Origin of the sequence: Micromonospora sp. NBC_00362, from assembly GCF_026342155.1 — a bacterium.
Taxonomy (GTDB): Bacteria; Actinomycetota; Actinomycetes; order Mycobacteriales; family Micromonosporaceae; genus Micromonospora; species Micromonospora hortensis.
Genome location: NZ_JAPENH010000001.1, coordinates 2,257,522 through 2,273,457 on the forward strand (window position 1 = coordinate 2,257,522; position 15,936 = coordinate 2,273,457).

Here is a 15,936-nt window from a genome sequence, read left to right on the forward strand (position 1 = left end):
CCCGCCGGGGTCGGATGAGCGACCGGCAGACCGACGCGCTGAGCCGGCTCTGGCCCACGTACGGCCTGGACGTGCCGGACGGACCTGTCGTGCCCGTCGACCTGGCCGACCTGTTCGGTCGCCGGGCGCCAGTGGTGCTGGAGATCGGCTCGGGCATGGGCGACAGCACCGCTGCGATGGCTGCCGCCGACCCGGATCGAGATTATCTGGCGGTCGAGGTGCACACGCCGGGAATCGCGAACCTGCTCCACCTGGTGGAGCGCGAGGGCCTGCGCAACGTACGGGTGGCGGAGGGCGACGCGTTGTCCCTGGTCAAAGGCTTGCCCGAGGGCGTGTTGGACGCCGTGCACGTCTACTTCCCGGATCCGTGGCCGAAGTCCCGCCACCACAAGCGGCGGATCATCCAGCCGACGCACGTGGCGCTGCTGCGGTCCCGGCTGCGCCCCGGCGGCGTGCTGCACTGCGCTACCGACTGGGCCGAGTACGCCGAGGCGATGCGGGAGACGCTGGAGGCCGACCCGGAGCTGGTGGACACGTACGGCGGCTTCGCGCCGAGACCGGCGCACCGGCCGGTGACGAAGTTCGAGCGTCGGGCGATCACGGCCGGTCGGCCGGTCGCGGACCTGTTGTACCGCCGACGGTGACCGACGAAACGCCCGAACCGGAACGCGGCGGGGCGTTCGGGATGCCCGGACGGGGGTCCGGTGCGGGCCGGGTTGGCGTACCGGGGCATGATCCAGGCACCATGGACAGGCTATGACGCTCACCGCCGCGCTGCCGACAAGCGCCGACCCCGACACCCTCTTCGACGCGTTCGCCGGCTGGGCGAAGGAGCGCGGCCTCGACCTCTACCCACACCAGGAAGAGGCGGTCATCGAGATCGTCTCCGGCGCCAACCTGATCATGAACACGCCCACCGGCTCGGGTAAGAGCCTGGTGGCGATCGCCGCGCACTTCGCGGCCCTCGCCGACAGCCGGACGACCTTCTACACCGCGCCGATCAAGGCGTTGGTGTCGGAGAAGTTCTTCGCGCTCTGCGAGGTCTTCGGCGCCGAGAACGTCGGCATGCTCACCGGCGACGCCAGCGTCAACGCCGACGCCCCGATCATCTGCTGCACCGCGGAGATCCTGGCGAACCTGGCGCTGCGCGAGGGCACGAAGGCCGACGTCGGCCAGGTGATCATGGACGAGTTCCACTTCTACGCCGAGCCCGACCGGGGCTGGGCGTGGCAGGTGCCGATCATCGAGCTGCCGCAGGCCCAGTTCATCCTGATGTCCGCCACCCTGGGGGACACCACCCGCTTCGTCGACGACCTGACCCGGCGCACCGGGCGGCCCACCGCCGTCGTGCGCACTGCGGAGCGGCCGGTCCCGCTCATCTTCTCGTACGCGATGACGCCGCTGCACGAGACGCTTGAGGAGCTGCTGGAGACCAAGCAGGCCCCGGTGTACGTGGTGCACTTCACCCAGGCCGCCGCGCTGGAACGCGCCCAGGCGCTGACCAGCGTCAACGTCTGCACCCGCGCCGAGAAAGACATGATCGCCGAGGCGATCGGTGGTTTCCGGTTCACCGCCGGCTTCGGCAAGACGCTGTCCCGACTGGTCCGGCACGGCATCGGCGTGCACCACGCCGGCATGCTGCCCAAGTACCGCCGCCTGGTGGAGACCCTCGCCCAGGCCGGCCTACTCAAGGTCATCTGCGGCACCGACACCCTCGGCGTCGGCATCAACGTGCCGATCCGCACCGTGCTGTTCACCGGCCTGTCGAAGTACGACGGGGTCCGTACCCGGCTGCTGAAGAACCGCGAGTTCCACCAGATCGCCGGGCGGGCCGGCCGGGCCGGCTACGACACCATCGGCCGGGTCGTCGTGCAGGCCCCCGAGCACGTCATCGACAACGAGAAGGCCCTCGCCAAGGCCGGTGACGACCCGAAGAAGCGACGCAAGGTGGTCCGCAAGAAGCCGCCGGAGGGCTCGATCGGCTGGGGCCAACCCACCTTCGACCGACTCGTCGACGCCGAGCCGGAGCCACTGACGTCCAGCTTCCAGGTCAGCCACTCGATGCTGCTCAACGTCATCGGTCGGCCCGGGGACGCGTTCACCGCGATGCGGCACCTGCTCACCGACAACCACGAGGAGCCCGCCGCGCAGCGCCGGCACATCCGACGCGCGATCGCCATCTACCGGGCTCTGCGTGCCGGCGGGGTCGTCGAGGAGCTGCCCGAGCCGGACGAGACCGGCCGGCGGATCCGGCTCACCGTCGACCTCCAGCTCGACTTCGCCCTCAACCAGCCGCTCTCCCCCCTCGCGCTGGCCACCATCGAACTGCTCGACGCCGAGTCCCCGTCGTACGCGCTCGACGTGCTGAGCGTGATCGAGTCGATCCTCGACGACCCCCGGCAGATCCTCTCCGCGCAGCAGTTCAAGGCGCGCGGCGAGGCGGTCGCCGCCATGAAGGCCGAGGGCATCGAGTACGAGGCGCGTCTCGAACTGCTCGACGAGGTGACCCACCCGAAGCCCCTGGCCGAGCTGCTGGAGGCCGCGTACGAGATGTACCGGCAGGGGCACCCCTGGGTCGCCGACCACCAGCTCTCCCCCAAGGCCGTCGTCCGCGACATGTACGAGCGGGCCATGACCTTCACCGAGTACGTGCAGTTCTACGGGCTGACCCGCTCGGAAGGTCTCGTCCTGCGTTACCTGGCCGACGCGTACAAGACGCTGCGTCAGACAGTGCCCGAGGACGCCAAGACCGAGGAGCTGATCGACCTCATCGAGTGGTTGGGCGAGCTGGTCCGCCAGGTCGACTCCAGCCTCATCGACGAGTGGGAACGACTGCGCAACCCGTCCGACGTGGCCGAGGTCGCCCAGGCGCACGCCGCACTGACCGACCGGCCACCGGCGGTGACCCGCAACGCGCGGGCGTTCCGGGTGTTGGTGCGCAACGCGCTGTTCCGACGCGTCGAGTTGGCAGCGCTTCGCCGCTGGGACCTGCTCGCCGAGTTGGACGCCGAGGACGGCTGGGACTACGACGCGTGGGCCGATGCCCTGGCGCCGTACTTCGAGGAGTACGACTCGATCGGCGTCGGGCCGGACGCCCGAGGGCCGGCGCTGCTCATGATCGAGCAGGGGCGGGAACGGTGGACCGTCCGCCAGAGCTTCGACGACCCCAACGGCGACCACGACTGGGGCATCAGCGCCGAGATCGACCTGGCGGCCTCGGACGAGGTCGGCGCGGCGGTCGTGCGGATCACCGACGTCGGCCAGCTCTGACCTGTCGATCGGCGCGGTGCCGACCGGCAGCGCTCGGCCGAGGAACCAACAGTGCCGGCGTACGCCGGGCGGCCACGTCCTCGATCCAGCCGAACAGCAGCACCGCCCCGGCGGTCAGTAGGCACACCCCGGTCAGTCGCAGCGCGATCGAGGCCACCGAGTTGTACGGGAGCACCGGCGCGAGCAGGAGGAACATCCCGAGGCTGGCCGGGATGTGCCAGAGGTAGATGGTGACCGCCCGCGCGTTGGCGACCCGGAGGACGGCGCCCAGCGGCACCCGGCCGACAAGCCGGGGCTGCACTCTCAGCAGCACTGCCACGAGCGCCATCGACCACAGTGTGGTGCCGCCCGCGATGTGGTTGAGGTCGACGGCCCGGCCGGTCACCATGGCGGCCACCACCCAGGCGCCGCCCACCCCGGCGAGACCGGCCACGAGGCACCCATACCAGCGCCACCGGACACGGTGCAGCAGCCGATCATGGTGGGCGAAGCCCATCAGCCAGCAGGACAGGTAGGCGGCGACGAAGTAGCCGGCGTGCGCACCGGTCAGATGCATCCCGACCGGCAGCGCGGTGGCGACACCGATGCTGGGCCACGGCCAGCGGCGGAACAGCCACAGCAGCACCGGCGAGAGCAGCACCAACCACAGATAGGTGACGACGTACCAGAGCCCGATGTGGAACACCCAGGCCCAGGACTGCCCACCCACCGGCGGCACCCGCAGGGGTAGCACCCACCAGAGCAGTTCAGCCCAGCCGGCCACGCCACTCGGCAGTGGACGCCACCCGGCGGAGAGCACCGCCAGTGCGATCGCGCCGAACGCCCAGTACGGCAGCAGCAGCCGGCGCAGCCGTCGGCGCACGGCCGATGCGCCGTGCCGGTCCAGTGACGCCGCCATCATCGAACCGGCGATGCCGAACATCAGACCCATCGCCGGCACCAGCAGGCTCAGCCAGATCCAACCGGTGACGTGGAAGATCACGACGCGGACGAGGGCGATCGTCCGCAGCAGGTCCAGGTAGCGGTCCCGGTCGGCTGCGGGGTCGGCGGACTGGACGGTCCGCACCGCCGTACCCCTGCCAGGGGTGACAACCCTGGACGCCTCATCGATGACCACAACGCACAATAACGCCACAAGTACGACAAATAACGCAGCATCGCGAACGCGAGCAAGACAGCGTTCCGCCCTCCGGGCAGCTGTTCCTCTGATCAGCCAGCCTCCCCAACCGGCGGCGCCCCACGACACTCACCCAGCCGGGCGATTCGTCCGGTTGCCAGGAGGCGGCACACCCTCTCAACTTCGCTGGGCAATGTCAGACCCGTCGATTAGAATGTATGTACTAATAAAGATCCTGACCTGGGAGGACGCCCGTGACCGCGCCCGCCTCGACGCCCCTCACCCCCTACGCGACACTGCTCGGTTTCACCCGCTACGTCGACCGCACCGGCCCCACCAAGGCGACCTTCGTCGGCGGGCTGCGCAAGCAGCGCGCCAGCCGGTCCGGCTTCAACCCGCACGGCCAGTTCGTCAAGGCGCTCAAGGCCGACATCGCCTTCCACACCGGCGGCACCCACCTGGCCGGGGTGGCTGACATCGTGAAGCCACGATGGCGCCCGCTCTACCAGACGCTCGTCCCCGGCGCCACTACCTGGCTGCACTCCCTCGGCGAGCCGGCCGCCGTCGATCTCGGCCAGACCCGCGACGCCCTGGCGATGCTGGGCGATCTGCCCGTCAAGATCAACCCCCACTTCGGGGTACGCCACGCCGACGGCCGCGCCGAAGCGGTCCGCCTGCACTTCGACGAGGCCCCACCGAGCGAGGAATCGGTGCTCGCCACCCTGCACCTGATGGCCCGACACATGGACGCGGTGCTTCCGCACGCCGAGCCGGTCCTGGTCGACGTCCGCCGCGGCCTGGCCCACCGCATGCCCACCGACGCCAAGCCCGACCAGATCGAACGATGGCTCTCCGGCGAAGCCGCCGCCTTCCGCGCCATCTGGTCCACCGCCGCCTAACCCACCCCCACCCTCCACGCCCCCCACCCACGCACCCCGCGGACCCCGCGCACCCCGCGCACCCCGCGCACCCTGCGGACCCCGCGCACCCCGCGGACCCCGCGCACCCTGCGGACCCCGCGCACCACCCAGCCCAACCACCACGCACCCCACCCACCAAGCGCTCCACCCGCCCACCCGCCCGGCAAGATCGCGCTCGATCCAGGATGTAGTGGCCTCCGCTTCTCGGGAGGCCACTACATCCATGTTCGAGCGCGATCATGGGGATAAAGACGCGCATCGGCGCCGGTGTGAGGGGCTGCGGTTATCCACAGGGGCAGCGTGACGCGACGAGGTTCGGTCAGCCTGAGGCACATGCCGAAAGTCCCTCGTCGGCCGCCGCAGTTGCGGGGTCGGGTCTTCCGTGGCTCGACCGCCGTCTCTCGGGGCCTACTGACCCGCAATGAGCTACGCAGCTCGGCGTGGCGACCGCTGTTCCGCGACGTCTACGCCGATGCCCAGCTCGCAGTCACCCACGCCATCAGATGCACCGCCGTCGGACGGTGGCTTGTCCCACCCGGTGCGTCCATCGCGGGACGCGCTGCCGCCGGCCTCTACGGCTGCGCTGAGCCCAACGCGAGCGAGCCCGTCGACGTCCTCGTTCCCACCGCCACTCGGATCGGCCCGACCGCCGGCATCCGGGTCCACCACGGGGAGATCGACCCCGGCGACACCGTGGACCGGGCCGGGATCACTGTGACCAGCCCGGCGCGTACCTGCTGGGACCTGGCCCGGTGGCTCGATGTGATCGAGGCGGTGGTCGTCATCGACGCCATGCTGGCTCGCCGGCTCACAACCGCTCCAGCCCTGCGCGAGTACGCCCTGAGCCGGGCCGGTCGACGCGGCTGGCGGTCGCTGCTACGCGCGGTCGACCTGGCCGACGGGGGCGCGGAGTCCCCTCAGGAGTCCCGCACCCGGGTCGGGCTGGTGCTCGCCGGCCTGCCGAGGCCGGAGACCCAGTGGGTCGTGGCCGAGCAGGGCCGATTCGTGGCCCGCCTGGACCTGGCCTGGCCGCAGTTCAAGGTCGCGGTGGAGTACGACGGGCTCTGGCACGACGACCCTGAGCAGTTCCATCGGGACCGCCAACGCCTCAACCGGCTCCTTGGCGGCGACTGGATCGTGCTGCATCTGACCGCCAAGCGCCTCCGGGACGACTTCGACGGGTTCCTCGCCGAGGTCCGAGCCGCCCTGAGGGCACGCTCGCGCTCCCCCCGGTGACGATGATCGCGCTCGAACATGGAAGTAGTGGCCTCCCTGGACGAGGAGGCCACTACTTCCTGGATCGAGCACGATCATGAGCCGGCGCGGTGGTGCGCGCTCAGCGCGGGTGCGCGGGGGCGGATGACTTCGCGCGGGTGCGCGGGGGCGAGTGACTTCGCGCGGGCGGTGCTGGTGGGGTGTCAGGCGGCGGGGAGGTACTTGGCCAGGTCGTCGAGGATCTTGTTGGCGGCGCCGACGCCGATGCCGGTCATCCAGACCTCGTCGGAGACGGGGTACGCCTTGCCGGCCTTGACCGCGCCGAGGCCCTTCCACAGCGTCCCACCGGCGACCTTGGTCTGCTCGGCGGCGGCCTTGTCGCCGTACGCGGTCACGAAGATGACGTCACCGTCGACCTCGTTGACCCGCTCGGGGCTGACCAGGTCGAAGCGCTTGTCCTCCTTGTTGGCGAGCAGCTGCCGCTCGGGGCGGCCCAGGCCGGTGTCGCTGATGACGATGCCGGAGAACGAGTCCGGGCCGTACACCCGGATGTTGCCGGGCAGGAACCGCACGATGGAAACCTTGCGCGCGGCGGCGTCGCCGAGCGTCGCGCCGAAGTCCTTGGCCCGCTTCTCGTACGTGGCGAGCAGATCCTTGGCCTGCTGCTCGCGGCCGAGCGCCTTGCCGTCGAGGAGGAGGTTGTCCTTCCAGGTGATGCCCACCTTCTCGGTGAACACGGTCGGCGCGATGGCGGCCAACTCGTCGTAGAACTTCTCCTGGCGGAACTTGCTGCCGAGGATGAGGTCCGGCTTCAGCGCGTTGATCGCCTCCAGGTCGGGCTCGGTGAGCACCCCGACCTCCTTGATGCCGGCGAGCTTGTCCGCGCCGAAGTACGTGGGCCAGCTCTTCGCCTCACCGGCGGTGGCCGCGCCGACGGGCGTGATGCCCAGCGAGAGCGCCGTGTCGATCTTGTCGGTGTCGAGCACGACGACGCGCTTGGGCTCGGCTGGGACCTTGGTGGTGCCCATGGCGTGGGTGATCTCCCGGGTGTCCCCGGTGGTGGAGCCGGCGACCGGGTCGCTCTCACCGCAGGCGGTGAGGCCGGCGCCGAGGGCGACGGCCGCGGCGAGAGCTGCGACGAGACGACGCATCAGAGTCCTTTCGAAGGGTGCGAGCCGGCGAGCGGGTTGGCCGCGTCGCCGGTGGCGGGTCGGGCGTCCGGTACGGACGCCGTCGACGAATTGGGGTCTTTCGCGCCGGCGGGCGCAACGGCCGGGCCACCCGAGGAAGCGACCGGGCCACCCGACGCGACAACGGGAACCGGAGCGTTGCCGCCGGTGTACGCGGGCACCACCAGCGGCGCGCCGGTCACCGGGCAGGGCACGACCACGCAGGCCAGCCCGAAGACGTCGCGGACCAGGTCGGCGGTGAGGATCTCCCGGGGCGGGCCGGCGGCGACCACCGCGCCGGCGCGCATGGCGACCAGGTGGTCGGCGTAGCGGGCGGCCTGGTTCAGGTCGTGCAGGACGGCGACCACGGTGCGGCCCCGCTCGGAGCGCAGCCGGTGCAGAAGGTCCAGCACCTCCACCTGGTGGGCCAGGTCGAGGAAGGTGGTCGGCTCGTCCAGCAGCAGGGCGTCGGTGTCCTGGGCGAGGGTCATGGCGATCCACACCCGTTGCCGCTGACCGCCGGAGAGGCTGTCCACCGGTCGGTCGGCCAGGTCGGTCACGTCGGCGAGGGCCATCGCCTGGTCCACCGCCGCGCCGTCCTCCGACGACCACTGCCGCCACCACCGCTGGTAGGGCTGTCGGCCGCGCCCGACCAGGTCCGCCACGGTGACGCCCTCGGGCACCAGCGGGCTCTGCGGCAGGACGCCGAGGCGGCGGGCTACCTCCCGGGTCGGCAGGTCGCGGATGGCGGTGCCGTCCAGCAGCACCGTGCCGCGGCGGGGGGTGAGCAGCCGGGCCATCGTGCGCAGCAGTGTGGACTTGCCGCACGCGTTGGGCCCGACGATCACTGTGAACGCGTCGGTGGGCAGGTCGAGGTCGAGCCCGTCGAGCACGGTCCGCTCGTCGTAGCCGGCGACCAGGTCGCGGGTGGAGAGCATCACACGACTCCTTGAGGCGTCACGACGACCGCCGCCGGCCACGCAGCAGCAGGAAGATCAGGTACGGGCCGCCGATCGCGGCGGTCAGCACACCGGCGGGTAGTTGGGTGGGTGCGAACAGGCGCCGGCCGGCCAGGTCGGCCAGCACCAGCAGGAGCGCGCCGAGCAGCGCCGCGCAGACCAGCGGTGGTCGTTCGGCGCGTACCAGGCGACGGGCCACCTGCGGGGCGACCAGCGCCACGAAGTCGACGGCGCCGACCTGGGCGGTGACCATCGCGGCGACGAGTACGCCGGTGCCGGCGAGGCCGATCCGGCGGGCCACCGGGCGCAGCCCGACGCCCCGGGCGGTGTCGTCGTCCAGGGCGCTGCTGTTCAGCGCCCAGCCGGCCCAGGCCAGCACCGGCAGCAGCACCAGCAGCGTGCCGGCGATCCAGGCGGCCTCGGTCCAGCCCTTGCCGGCCAGCGTGCCGATCAGCCAGATCTGCGCGCGCAGACCGTCGATCGGATCGGCGGTCAGCATGACCACCTCGGTGAGCGCCCGGAAGCCGAACGCGACCGCCACCCCGGCGAGCACGAACCGCTGCGCGGCCAGCCCGTGCCGAGCACCGAGAGCGAACAGCAGCACCGCCGCGAGCAGCCCGCCCACCAGCGCGGTGGGCGCTACCAGCACCGCGGCCATTCCGCTGGTCAGGGCCACTGTCGCGGCGAGGCCGGCGCCCTGGGTGATGCCGATGACGTCCGGGCTGGCGAGGGGGTTGCGGGCCACGCTCTGGATCAGCGTGCCGGCCACGCCGAAGGCGGCGCCGGCCACGGCCGCCAGCACCACCCGCGGCAGCCGAAGATCAAAGACCACGAGGTCGTACGGGGTGCCCGCTCCGGAGAGGGCGCGCAGCACGTCGGCCGGGGCGACGTACGGGGTGCCCAGCGAGAGGCTGAGCACGACGGCCAGCAGGAGCAGCACTGTCAGCGCGGCGGCCACCAGCACCGAGCGGCGGCGGATCAGCAGGCTGACCGGGCCGATCCGCAGCAGCGACCGTCCGGGCAGCCGAGCCGCATCGGCACGAGGCGTGCCCGGGCGCTGCGTGGTCGTCACGCGGTCACCACCCGGGCGCGGCGGACCAGCACGGCCAGCAGTGGCGCGCCGATCAGCGCGGTGACGATCCCGGCCGGGATCTCGCCGGGCGGGGCGACGAGCCGACCGACGATGTCGGCGGCGAGCAGCAGCGCCGGTCCGAGCAGGGCGGAGACGGCGAGGGTCCAGCGGTGGTCCGCGCCGACCAGGGCGCGGGCCAGGTGCGGCACGGCCAGCCCGACGAACGCGACAGGTCCGGCGGCGGCCACCGCGGCGCCGGTCAGCAGCACGGCGGCGAGGCCACCACCGAGGCGGACCAGACCGATCCGGTGGCCGAGACCACGGGCCACGTCGTCGCCGAGGGCCAGCGCGTCCAGGCCCCGGGCCACCAGGGCGGCCAGCACCAACCCGACGAGGACGAACGGCAGCACCTGCGCGGCGACCGACAGGTCCCGTCCGGCCAGCCCGCCGACCACCCAGAAGCGGTACTCCTCGAAGGTGCGGGCGTCGATGCTGAGCAGGGCGTACACCCCGGAGGCCAGGCTGGCGTCGAGCGCCGCGCCGACCAACGCGAGGGTGACCGGGCTGGCGCCCTCGCGGGCGCGGGTGGCGATGGCGAAGACCAGCAGTCCGGCGATCAGGGCCCCGGCGATGCCGAACCAGACGTACCCGGCGAGCGTGCCGACGCCGAAGACGGAGATCGCGAGCACCACCCCGAACGACGCGCCCGCGCTGATGCCGAGGATGCGCGGCTCGGCGAGGGGGTTGCGGGTGAGCGCCTGGAACAGCACCCCGGCCACGGCGAGCGCGAGCCCGACAGCGAGGCCGAGGGCGGTCCGGGGCATCCGCAGCTCACGGACGATGGTGCTGGCGTCGCCGCCGTCCGGCGCGACGAGAGCGTGCCAGACCTGGTCGACGCCGAGTTGTCGGCTGCCGAGCGCGAAGCTGGCCAGCACGGTGAGCAGCAGCACCAGCGCGGCCGCGACGGTGACGGCCACCCGGCGGCCGGTGCGGGTGCCGGACCGGTTGCGGGCCGGGGTCGGCCGGGTGGCGAGGGTGGTCACGAGTCTCCTGCACGTTCACGCTTAGGTTCGCCTAACCTTAGCCGCTCAGTTGAGGGTCACCTAACTGGCGCTCATCGATCCGCAGGAGGCTGAGCAGGGCAGACGCCCGCGCGAAGAGAGCCGCGCGCCTACTGTTGGCTCATGCGATTCGACCAGCACACGGTCGTCCTGCTGACCCGGCCGTCGGATCCGCCGGAGTTGCCGCAGGACGCGATCGACCGGTTGCGGGACGCGCACCTGGCCCACCAGGCGGGCCTCGTGCAGCAGGGGCTGGTGCTCGCGGCCGGGCCGTTTCTGCACCCCGACGACGAGCAGCTGCGGGGCTTCGTGGTGTTGTCCATCGCCCCGGACGAGGCCCGCACGCTGTTCGCCAACGACCCCGCCGTGCGGGCCGGTCGCCTGGTCGCGCGGGTCACGTCGTGGCTGCTTCCGGAGGGCACCCTGCGGTTCGAGAGCGTGCCGGTGCCGCAGTCGATGCTGGAGGCGGCCTCCGGGGACTGACCCCGGGCCCGGTCAGCCGGCCGATTCGCTGCCGGTCTCCGCCGGCAACTCACCGAGCGGGACCACCCGCAGGGCGTCCATCGGGCCGACGATCACCCGCAGCTCGGGGAAGTAGTCCCGCAGCACCTGCTGGCACCGGTCACAGGGCGCGACGACCTCGCGGCCACGGTCGGCGACAGTGACGATCGTCTCCAGCGCGGTGACGCCCTGCGTGGCGGCCGTGCCGATCACGACAAGCTCGGCGCAGGCCCCTCCGGTGGCGTGCTGGACGTTCACGCCGGTGAAGACCCGCCCGTCAGCGGTCCGGGCCGCCGACGCGACAGTGTGGTGCTGGCTGCGGCAGCGCAGCTTGGAGACCGCGGTGGCGGCCTGCACCAACGCGCGGTCGGTGTCGCGCATCTCCATCCGGCTCCCCCAGCGCTCGACGTCGGCCGCCAACTCTAGGGCCCGCTCGTGGCCGCCAACGGACCGGAGGTGGCCGTCGGAGAGCCGGCCGCTCGGTAACCCAGGAGCGGTGCGCCGCCAGGCTGCCTATCCTTGGGCACGACATGCAGAATCCAACCGCCTCCGTCGCGTCCGACCCCGTTCGCGAGCTGCACCGCCGCCTCACACCTCTGATGTTCCGCGACCAGCGCCGGCTCCAGCGGCGACTGGACGGTGCCCGCAAGCTGCGCGACCCGCAGCGTCGGGAGGCGGCGCTGACCGAGATAACCGCCGACCTGGTCCGGGCCGAGCAACGGCTCGCCGCCCGGCAGGCGGCGGTGCCCGTGATCACGTACCCGGTGGGCTTGCCGGTCAGTGAGCGCAAGGACGACATCGCCGCCGCCATCCGCGACCACCAGGTGGTGATCGTGGCGGGCGAGACCGGCTCCGGCAAGACCACCCAGATTCCCAAGATCTGTCTGGAGTTGGGGCGCGGGGTGCACGGCCTGATCGGGCACACGCAGCCCCGCCGGTTGGCCGCCCGGACGGTGGCCGACCGGATCGCCGACGAGCTGGGCACCGAGTTGGGCGACGTGGTCGGCTACAAGGTGCGCTTCACCGACCAGGTCAGCGAGCGCAGCCTGGTGAAGCTGATGACCGACGGCATCCTGCTGGCCGAGTTGCAGACCGACCGGATGCTGCGCCAGTACGACACGCTGATCATCGACGAGGCACACGAGCGCAGCCTCAACATCGACTTCATCCTCGGGTACCTGCGGGAACTGCTGCCCCGCAGGCCCGACCTCAAGGTCATCATCACCTCGGCGACCATCGAGACCGACCGGTTCGCCAGGCACTTCGCCGGTCCACCCACCGCCGACGAGCCGGAGGGCGTACCCGCGCCGGTGGTCGAGGTGTCGGGTCGCACCTACCCGGTGGAGGTGCGCTACCGGCCCCTCGTCGAGCTGGCCGAGGGCGAGGAGGACGGCGACGGCGACGACGAGAACGTCCGCGACCAGATCCAGGCGATCGGCGACGCCGTCGAGGAGCTGGCCGCCGAGGGCCCCGGCGACATCCTGGTCTTTCTCAGCGGCGAGCGGGAGATCCGGGACACCGCCGACGCGTTGGGCAAGCTGGTGCAGAAGAAGCGCTCGCTGCTCGGCACCGAGATCCTGCCGTTGTACGCGCGACTCTCCTCCGCCGAGCAGCACCGGGTCTTCGCCGCGCACTCCTCGCGCCGGGTGGTGCTCGCCACCAACGTCGCGGAGACCTCGCTGACAGTGCCCGGCATCAAGTACGTGGTGGACCCGGGCACCGCCCGAATCTCCCGCTACTCCAGCCGGCTCAAGGTGCAGCGGTTGCCGATCGAGCCGATCTCCCAGGCGTCGGCCAACCAGCGCAAGGGCCGCTGCGGCCGTACGTCGGACGGCATCTGCATCCGCCTCTACGACGAGCAGGACTTCCTCTCCCGGCCCGAGTTCACCGATCCGGAGATCCTGCGGACCAACCTGGCGTCGGTCATCCTCCAGATGACAGCGATCGGGCTCGGCGACCTCGCCGCGTTCCCGTTCATCGACCCACCGGACAAGCGCAACATCGCCGACGGCGTCAACCTGCTGCACGAGCTGGGCGCGTTGGACCCGACCGAGGCCGACCCGGCGAAGCGGCTCACCGCGCTCGGCCGGCGGTTGGCCCAGTTGCCTGTCGACCCGCGCCTGGCCCGGATGGTGGTCGAGGGCGAACGCAACGGCGCCGCCACCGAGGTGCTGGTGATCGCCGCCGCGCTCTCCATCCAGGACCCGCGGGAGCGGCCGGCCGAGAAGCAGGCCCAGGCGGACCAGGCGCACGCCCGGTTCGCCGACAAGGAGTCGGACTTCGTCGCCTTCCTCAACCTGTGGCGCTACCTGCGCGAGCAGCAGCGGGAGCTGTCCTCCAGCGCGTTCCGTCGGATGTGCAAGGCGGAGTACCTGAACTACCTGCGCATCCGCGAGTGGCAGGACATCGTCAGCCAGCTGCGCCAGGTGCTGCGTACCCCGTCTGAGGGTGACCGGCGTGGCGGGCGGCCGGCACGCGACAGCTCGGACGACGCGGACGCCGGCCGGGGCCGCCGGGGTGGCGCGGACCTGCCGGAGGAGATCGACACCCCGAAGGTGCACCAGTCGCTGCTGCCCGGCCTGTTGTCGCACATCGGCCTCAAGGACGCCCAGAAACACGAGTACCTGGGGGCGCGGGGCGCCAAGTTCGCCCTCTTCCCCGGGTCGGCGTTGTTCAAGAAGCCGCCGCGCTGGGTGATGGCCGCCGAGTTGGTGGAGACCTCCCGGCTGTGGGGGCGCATCGCCGGCCGGGTCGAGCCGGAGTGGGTCGAGCCGCTCGCGCAGCACCTGGTCAAGCGCAGCTACAGCGAACCGCACTGGGAGAAGAAGCAGGCCGCGGTGATGGCCTACGAGAAGGTCACCCTGTACGGCGTCCCGCTGGTCAGCTCCCGCAAGGTCAACTTCGGGCGGATCGACCCGACGCTGAGCCGGGAGCTGTTCATCCGGCACGCCCTCGTCGAGGGCGACTGGCAGACCCACCACCAGTTCTGGACGGACAACAAGCGGCTGCTCGCCGAGATCGAGGAGTTGGAGAGCAGGGCCCGGCGCCGGGACATCCTGGTCGACGACGAGACCATCTTCGGCTTCTACGACCAGCGGATCCCGGCCGACGTGTCCTCCGGCCGGCACTTCGACAGCTGGTGGAAGAAGACCCGCCGCGAACAACCCGACCTGCTCACCTTCACCCGCGACCTGCTGATCAACGACGGCCGGCCCGGGGTGGACGAGGACGACTACCCGGACGAGTGGCAGGCCGACGGGGTGAGCCTGCCGCTGACCTACCGGTTCGAGCCGGGCACGCCGGACGACGGCGTCACGGTGGACATCCCGCTGCCGCTGCTCAACCAGGTGCCGGCGGAGACCTTCGACTGGCAGGTGCCGGGGCTGCGCGAGGAGACGGTGATCGCGCTGATCCGCTCGCTGCCCAAGGCGATCCGCCGCAACTTCGTCCCGGTGCCGGACTACGCCCGGGCCGCGCTGGCGGCGATCACCCCCGGCGAGGAGTCGCTGCTGGACGCGCTCACCCGGCAGCTGCGGCGGATGACCGGGGTGACAGTGCCCCGCGACGCCTGGGAGCCGGGCAAGCTCCCGGCGCACCTGCGGGTGACCTTCCGGGTCCTCGGTGACGACGAGAAGCCGGTCGCCGAGGGCAAGGACCTGCCGGCCCTGCAACGCCAACTCCGCCAGGAGGTACGCCAGGTGGTGGCGGCCGCCGCGCCGGAGGTGGCCCGCACCGGGTTGCGCGAGTGGAGCATCGGCACGCTGCCCCGGACCATCGAGCAGGTCCGCGCCGGTTACGCGGTCACCGCGTACCCGGCGCTGGTCGACGAGGGCGCCACGGTCGGGGTGAGGGTGTTCGACTCCCCCGCCGAGGCGGAGGCGGCGCACTGGGCCGGCACCCGCCGGCTGCTGCGGCTCACAGTGCCGTCCCCGGCGCGGTTCCTGCAGGGGCGGCTGGACAACGAGGCGAAGCTGGCGTTGAGTCGCAACCCGCACGGCGGCGTGCAGGAGCTGATCGAGGACGCGGCGGGCGCTGCCATCGACCGGCTGATCGGTGTGGCCGGCGGGCCGGCGTGGGACGCCGACGGCTTCGCTGCCCTGCGCGAGAAGGTACACGCCGACCTGGTCGACACCGTCGTCGAGGTGATGGACCGGGTCCGCAAGGTTCTCGCCGCCGCGTACGCCGTCGAGCAGCGGCTCGGTGCGACCCGCAACCTCGCCGTGGTGGCGGCGCTGGCCGACATCCGCAACCAGCTCGCCGGGCTGGTGCACGCCGGTTTCATCACCGAGACCGGGTACGCGCGCCTGCCCGACCTGCTGCGCTACCTCACCGCCATCGAACGTCGGCTGGAGCGGCTGGGCGGCAACCCGCAGCGGGACCGCCAGCAGCAGGACCGGATCGCCGTGGTGCAGAAGGAGTACGCCGACCTGCTCGCCAACCTGTCGCCGGCCCGCCGTCAGGAGTCGGCCGTCCGGCAGATCCGCTGGATGATCGAGGAGCTGCGGGTGAACGTCTTCGCCCAGGCGCTGGGCACTCCGTACCCCGTCTCCGAGCAGCGGATCTACCGGGCGATGGACGACGCCGAGGGCCGCTGAGCCGACGGCCGGGCCGCTGCCGGCCTCTTCGCGGCAGCGGCCCCGGCTGGCCTCTTC

Annotated in this window: 12 protein-coding genes; 6 read left to right on the forward strand and 6 right to left on the reverse strand. The window is 71.8% G+C overall.

All coding sequences use genetic code 11. The features are described from left to right. The first annotated feature begins 14 nt into the window (after positions 1 to 14). On the forward strand, positions 15 to 644 hold the full coding sequence (trmB, locus tag OG992_RS10385; RefSeq protein WP_266305187.1) for a tRNA (guanosine(46)-N7)-methyltransferase TrmB: 630 nt from the start codon (positions 15 to 17) through the stop codon (positions 642 to 644). 112 nt (positions 645 to 756) lie between these two features. After that, entirely contained in the window at positions 757 to 3,270 is a 2,514-nt protein-coding gene (locus OG992_RS10390) for an RNA helicase (RefSeq protein WP_266303080.1), read from the forward strand. On the opposite strand, the gene OG992_RS10395 is transcribed toward OG992_RS10390, so the two are convergent. Beyond that, positions 3,248 to 4,336, reverse strand: coding sequence for an acyltransferase (locus OG992_RS10395; RefSeq protein WP_266303081.1), 1,089 nt, complete (start codon positions 4,334 to 4,336; stop codon positions 3,248 to 3,250). The two genes, OG992_RS10390 and OG992_RS10395, sit on opposite strands and share 23 nt — an antisense overlap. Before the next feature lie 305 nt (positions 4,337 to 4,641). On the opposite strand from OG992_RS10395, the gene OG992_RS10400 reads away from it, so the two are divergent. Together OG992_RS10400 and OG992_RS10405 are read left to right on the forward strand one after the other, a co-directional pair. Further along, positions 4,642 to 5,286, forward strand: coding sequence for a hypothetical protein (locus OG992_RS10400; RefSeq protein WP_266303082.1), 645 nt, complete (start codon positions 4,642 to 4,644; stop codon positions 5,284 to 5,286). Between the two features lie 354 nt (positions 5,287 to 5,640). After that, positions 5,641 to 6,543, forward strand: coding sequence for an endonuclease domain-containing protein (locus OG992_RS10405; protein WP_266303083.1), 903 nt, complete (start codon positions 5,641 to 5,643; stop codon positions 6,541 to 6,543). Between the two features lie 182 nt (positions 6,544 to 6,725). On the opposite strand, the gene OG992_RS10410 is transcribed toward OG992_RS10405, so the two are convergent. The 4 genes from OG992_RS10410 to OG992_RS10425 are packed head-to-tail and all read right to left on the reverse strand — an operon-like array spanning position 6,726 to position 10,765. After that, positions 6,726 to 7,673 (reverse strand): ABC transporter substrate-binding protein, encoded by a 948-nt coding sequence (locus OG992_RS10410; RefSeq protein WP_266303084.1) that lies wholly within the window; start codon positions 7,671 to 7,673, stop codon positions 6,726 to 6,728. After that, a complete protein-coding gene (locus OG992_RS10415) occupies positions 7,673 to 8,629 on the reverse strand; it encodes an ABC transporter ATP-binding protein (protein ID WP_308193732.1) in 957 nt (318 codons plus the stop codon). Before OG992_RS10415 ends, OG992_RS10410 begins: the two co-directional genes overlap by 1 nt. Before the next feature lie 19 nt (positions 8,630 to 8,648). Beyond that, complete coding sequence (locus OG992_RS10420) at positions 8,649 to 9,722, reverse strand: iron chelate uptake ABC transporter family permease subunit (protein ID WP_266303085.1); 1,074 nt, start codon at positions 9,720 to 9,722, stop codon at positions 8,649 to 8,651. Continuing rightward, complete coding sequence (locus tag OG992_RS10425; RefSeq protein ID WP_210781359.1) at positions 9,719 to 10,765, reverse strand: iron ABC transporter permease; 1,047 nt, start codon at positions 10,763 to 10,765, stop codon at positions 9,719 to 9,721. The genes OG992_RS10420 and OG992_RS10425 overlap by 4 nt, the downstream gene beginning before the upstream one ends. Before the next feature lie 141 nt (positions 10,766 to 10,906). Here OG992_RS10425 and OG992_RS10430 point away from each other — a divergent pair, with 141 nt between their 5' ends. Then, positions 10,907 to 11,266, forward strand: a complete 360-nt coding sequence (locus OG992_RS10430; protein ID WP_266303086.1) for a YciI family protein — start codon at positions 10,907 to 10,909, stop codon at positions 11,264 to 11,266. 12 nt (positions 11,267 to 11,278) lie between these two features. Here OG992_RS10430 and OG992_RS10435 read toward each other — a convergent pair whose 3' ends face one another. After that, entirely contained in the window at positions 11,279 to 11,671 is a 393-nt protein-coding gene (locus tag OG992_RS10435) for a cytidine deaminase (RefSeq protein WP_266303087.1), read from the reverse strand. A 143-nt stretch (positions 11,672 to 11,814) separates the two neighbouring features. Here OG992_RS10435 and hrpA point away from each other — a divergent pair, with 143 nt between their 5' ends. Continuing rightward, positions 11,815 to 15,879 carry an ATP-dependent RNA helicase HrpA gene (gene hrpA / locus OG992_RS10440; RefSeq protein WP_266303088.1) on the forward strand — a complete coding sequence of 1,355 codons (4,065 nt, stop codon included), beginning with the start codon at positions 11,815 to 11,817 and terminating at the stop codon, positions 15,877 to 15,879. Positions 15,880 to 15,936: the final 57 nt, after the last annotated feature.

Excerpts from the sequence above, each read along its gene's own strand:
- trmB (WP_266305187.1), top strand. The coding sequence starts at position 15 with ATGAGCGACCGGCAGACCGACGCGCTGAGCCGGCTCTGGCCCACGTAC.
- OG992_RS10390 (WP_266303080.1), top strand. The coding sequence starts at position 757 with ATGACGCTCACCGCCGCGCTGCCGACAAGCGCCGACCCCGACACCCTC.
- OG992_RS10405 (WP_266303083.1), top strand. The coding sequence starts at position 5,641 with ATGCCGAAAGTCCCTCGTCGGCCGCCGCAGTTGCGGGGTCGGGTCTTC.
- OG992_RS10410 (WP_266303084.1), bottom strand. The coding sequence starts at position 7,673 with ATGCGTCGTCTCGTCGCAGCTCTCGCCGCGGCCGTCGCCCTCGGCGCC.
- OG992_RS10415 (WP_308193732.1), bottom strand. The coding sequence starts at position 8,629 with ATGCTCTCCACCCGCGACCTGGTCGCCGGCTACGACGAGCGGACCGTG.
- OG992_RS10430 (WP_266303086.1), top strand. The coding sequence starts at position 10,907 with ATGCGATTCGACCAGCACACGGTCGTCCTGCTGACCCGGCCGTCGGAT.
- OG992_RS10435 (WP_266303087.1), bottom strand. The coding sequence starts at position 11,671 with ATGGAGATGCGCGACACCGACCGCGCGTTGGTGCAGGCCGCCACCGCG.
- hrpA (WP_266303088.1), top strand. The coding sequence starts at position 11,815 with ATGCAGAATCCAACCGCCTCCGTCGCGTCCGACCCCGTTCGCGAGCTG.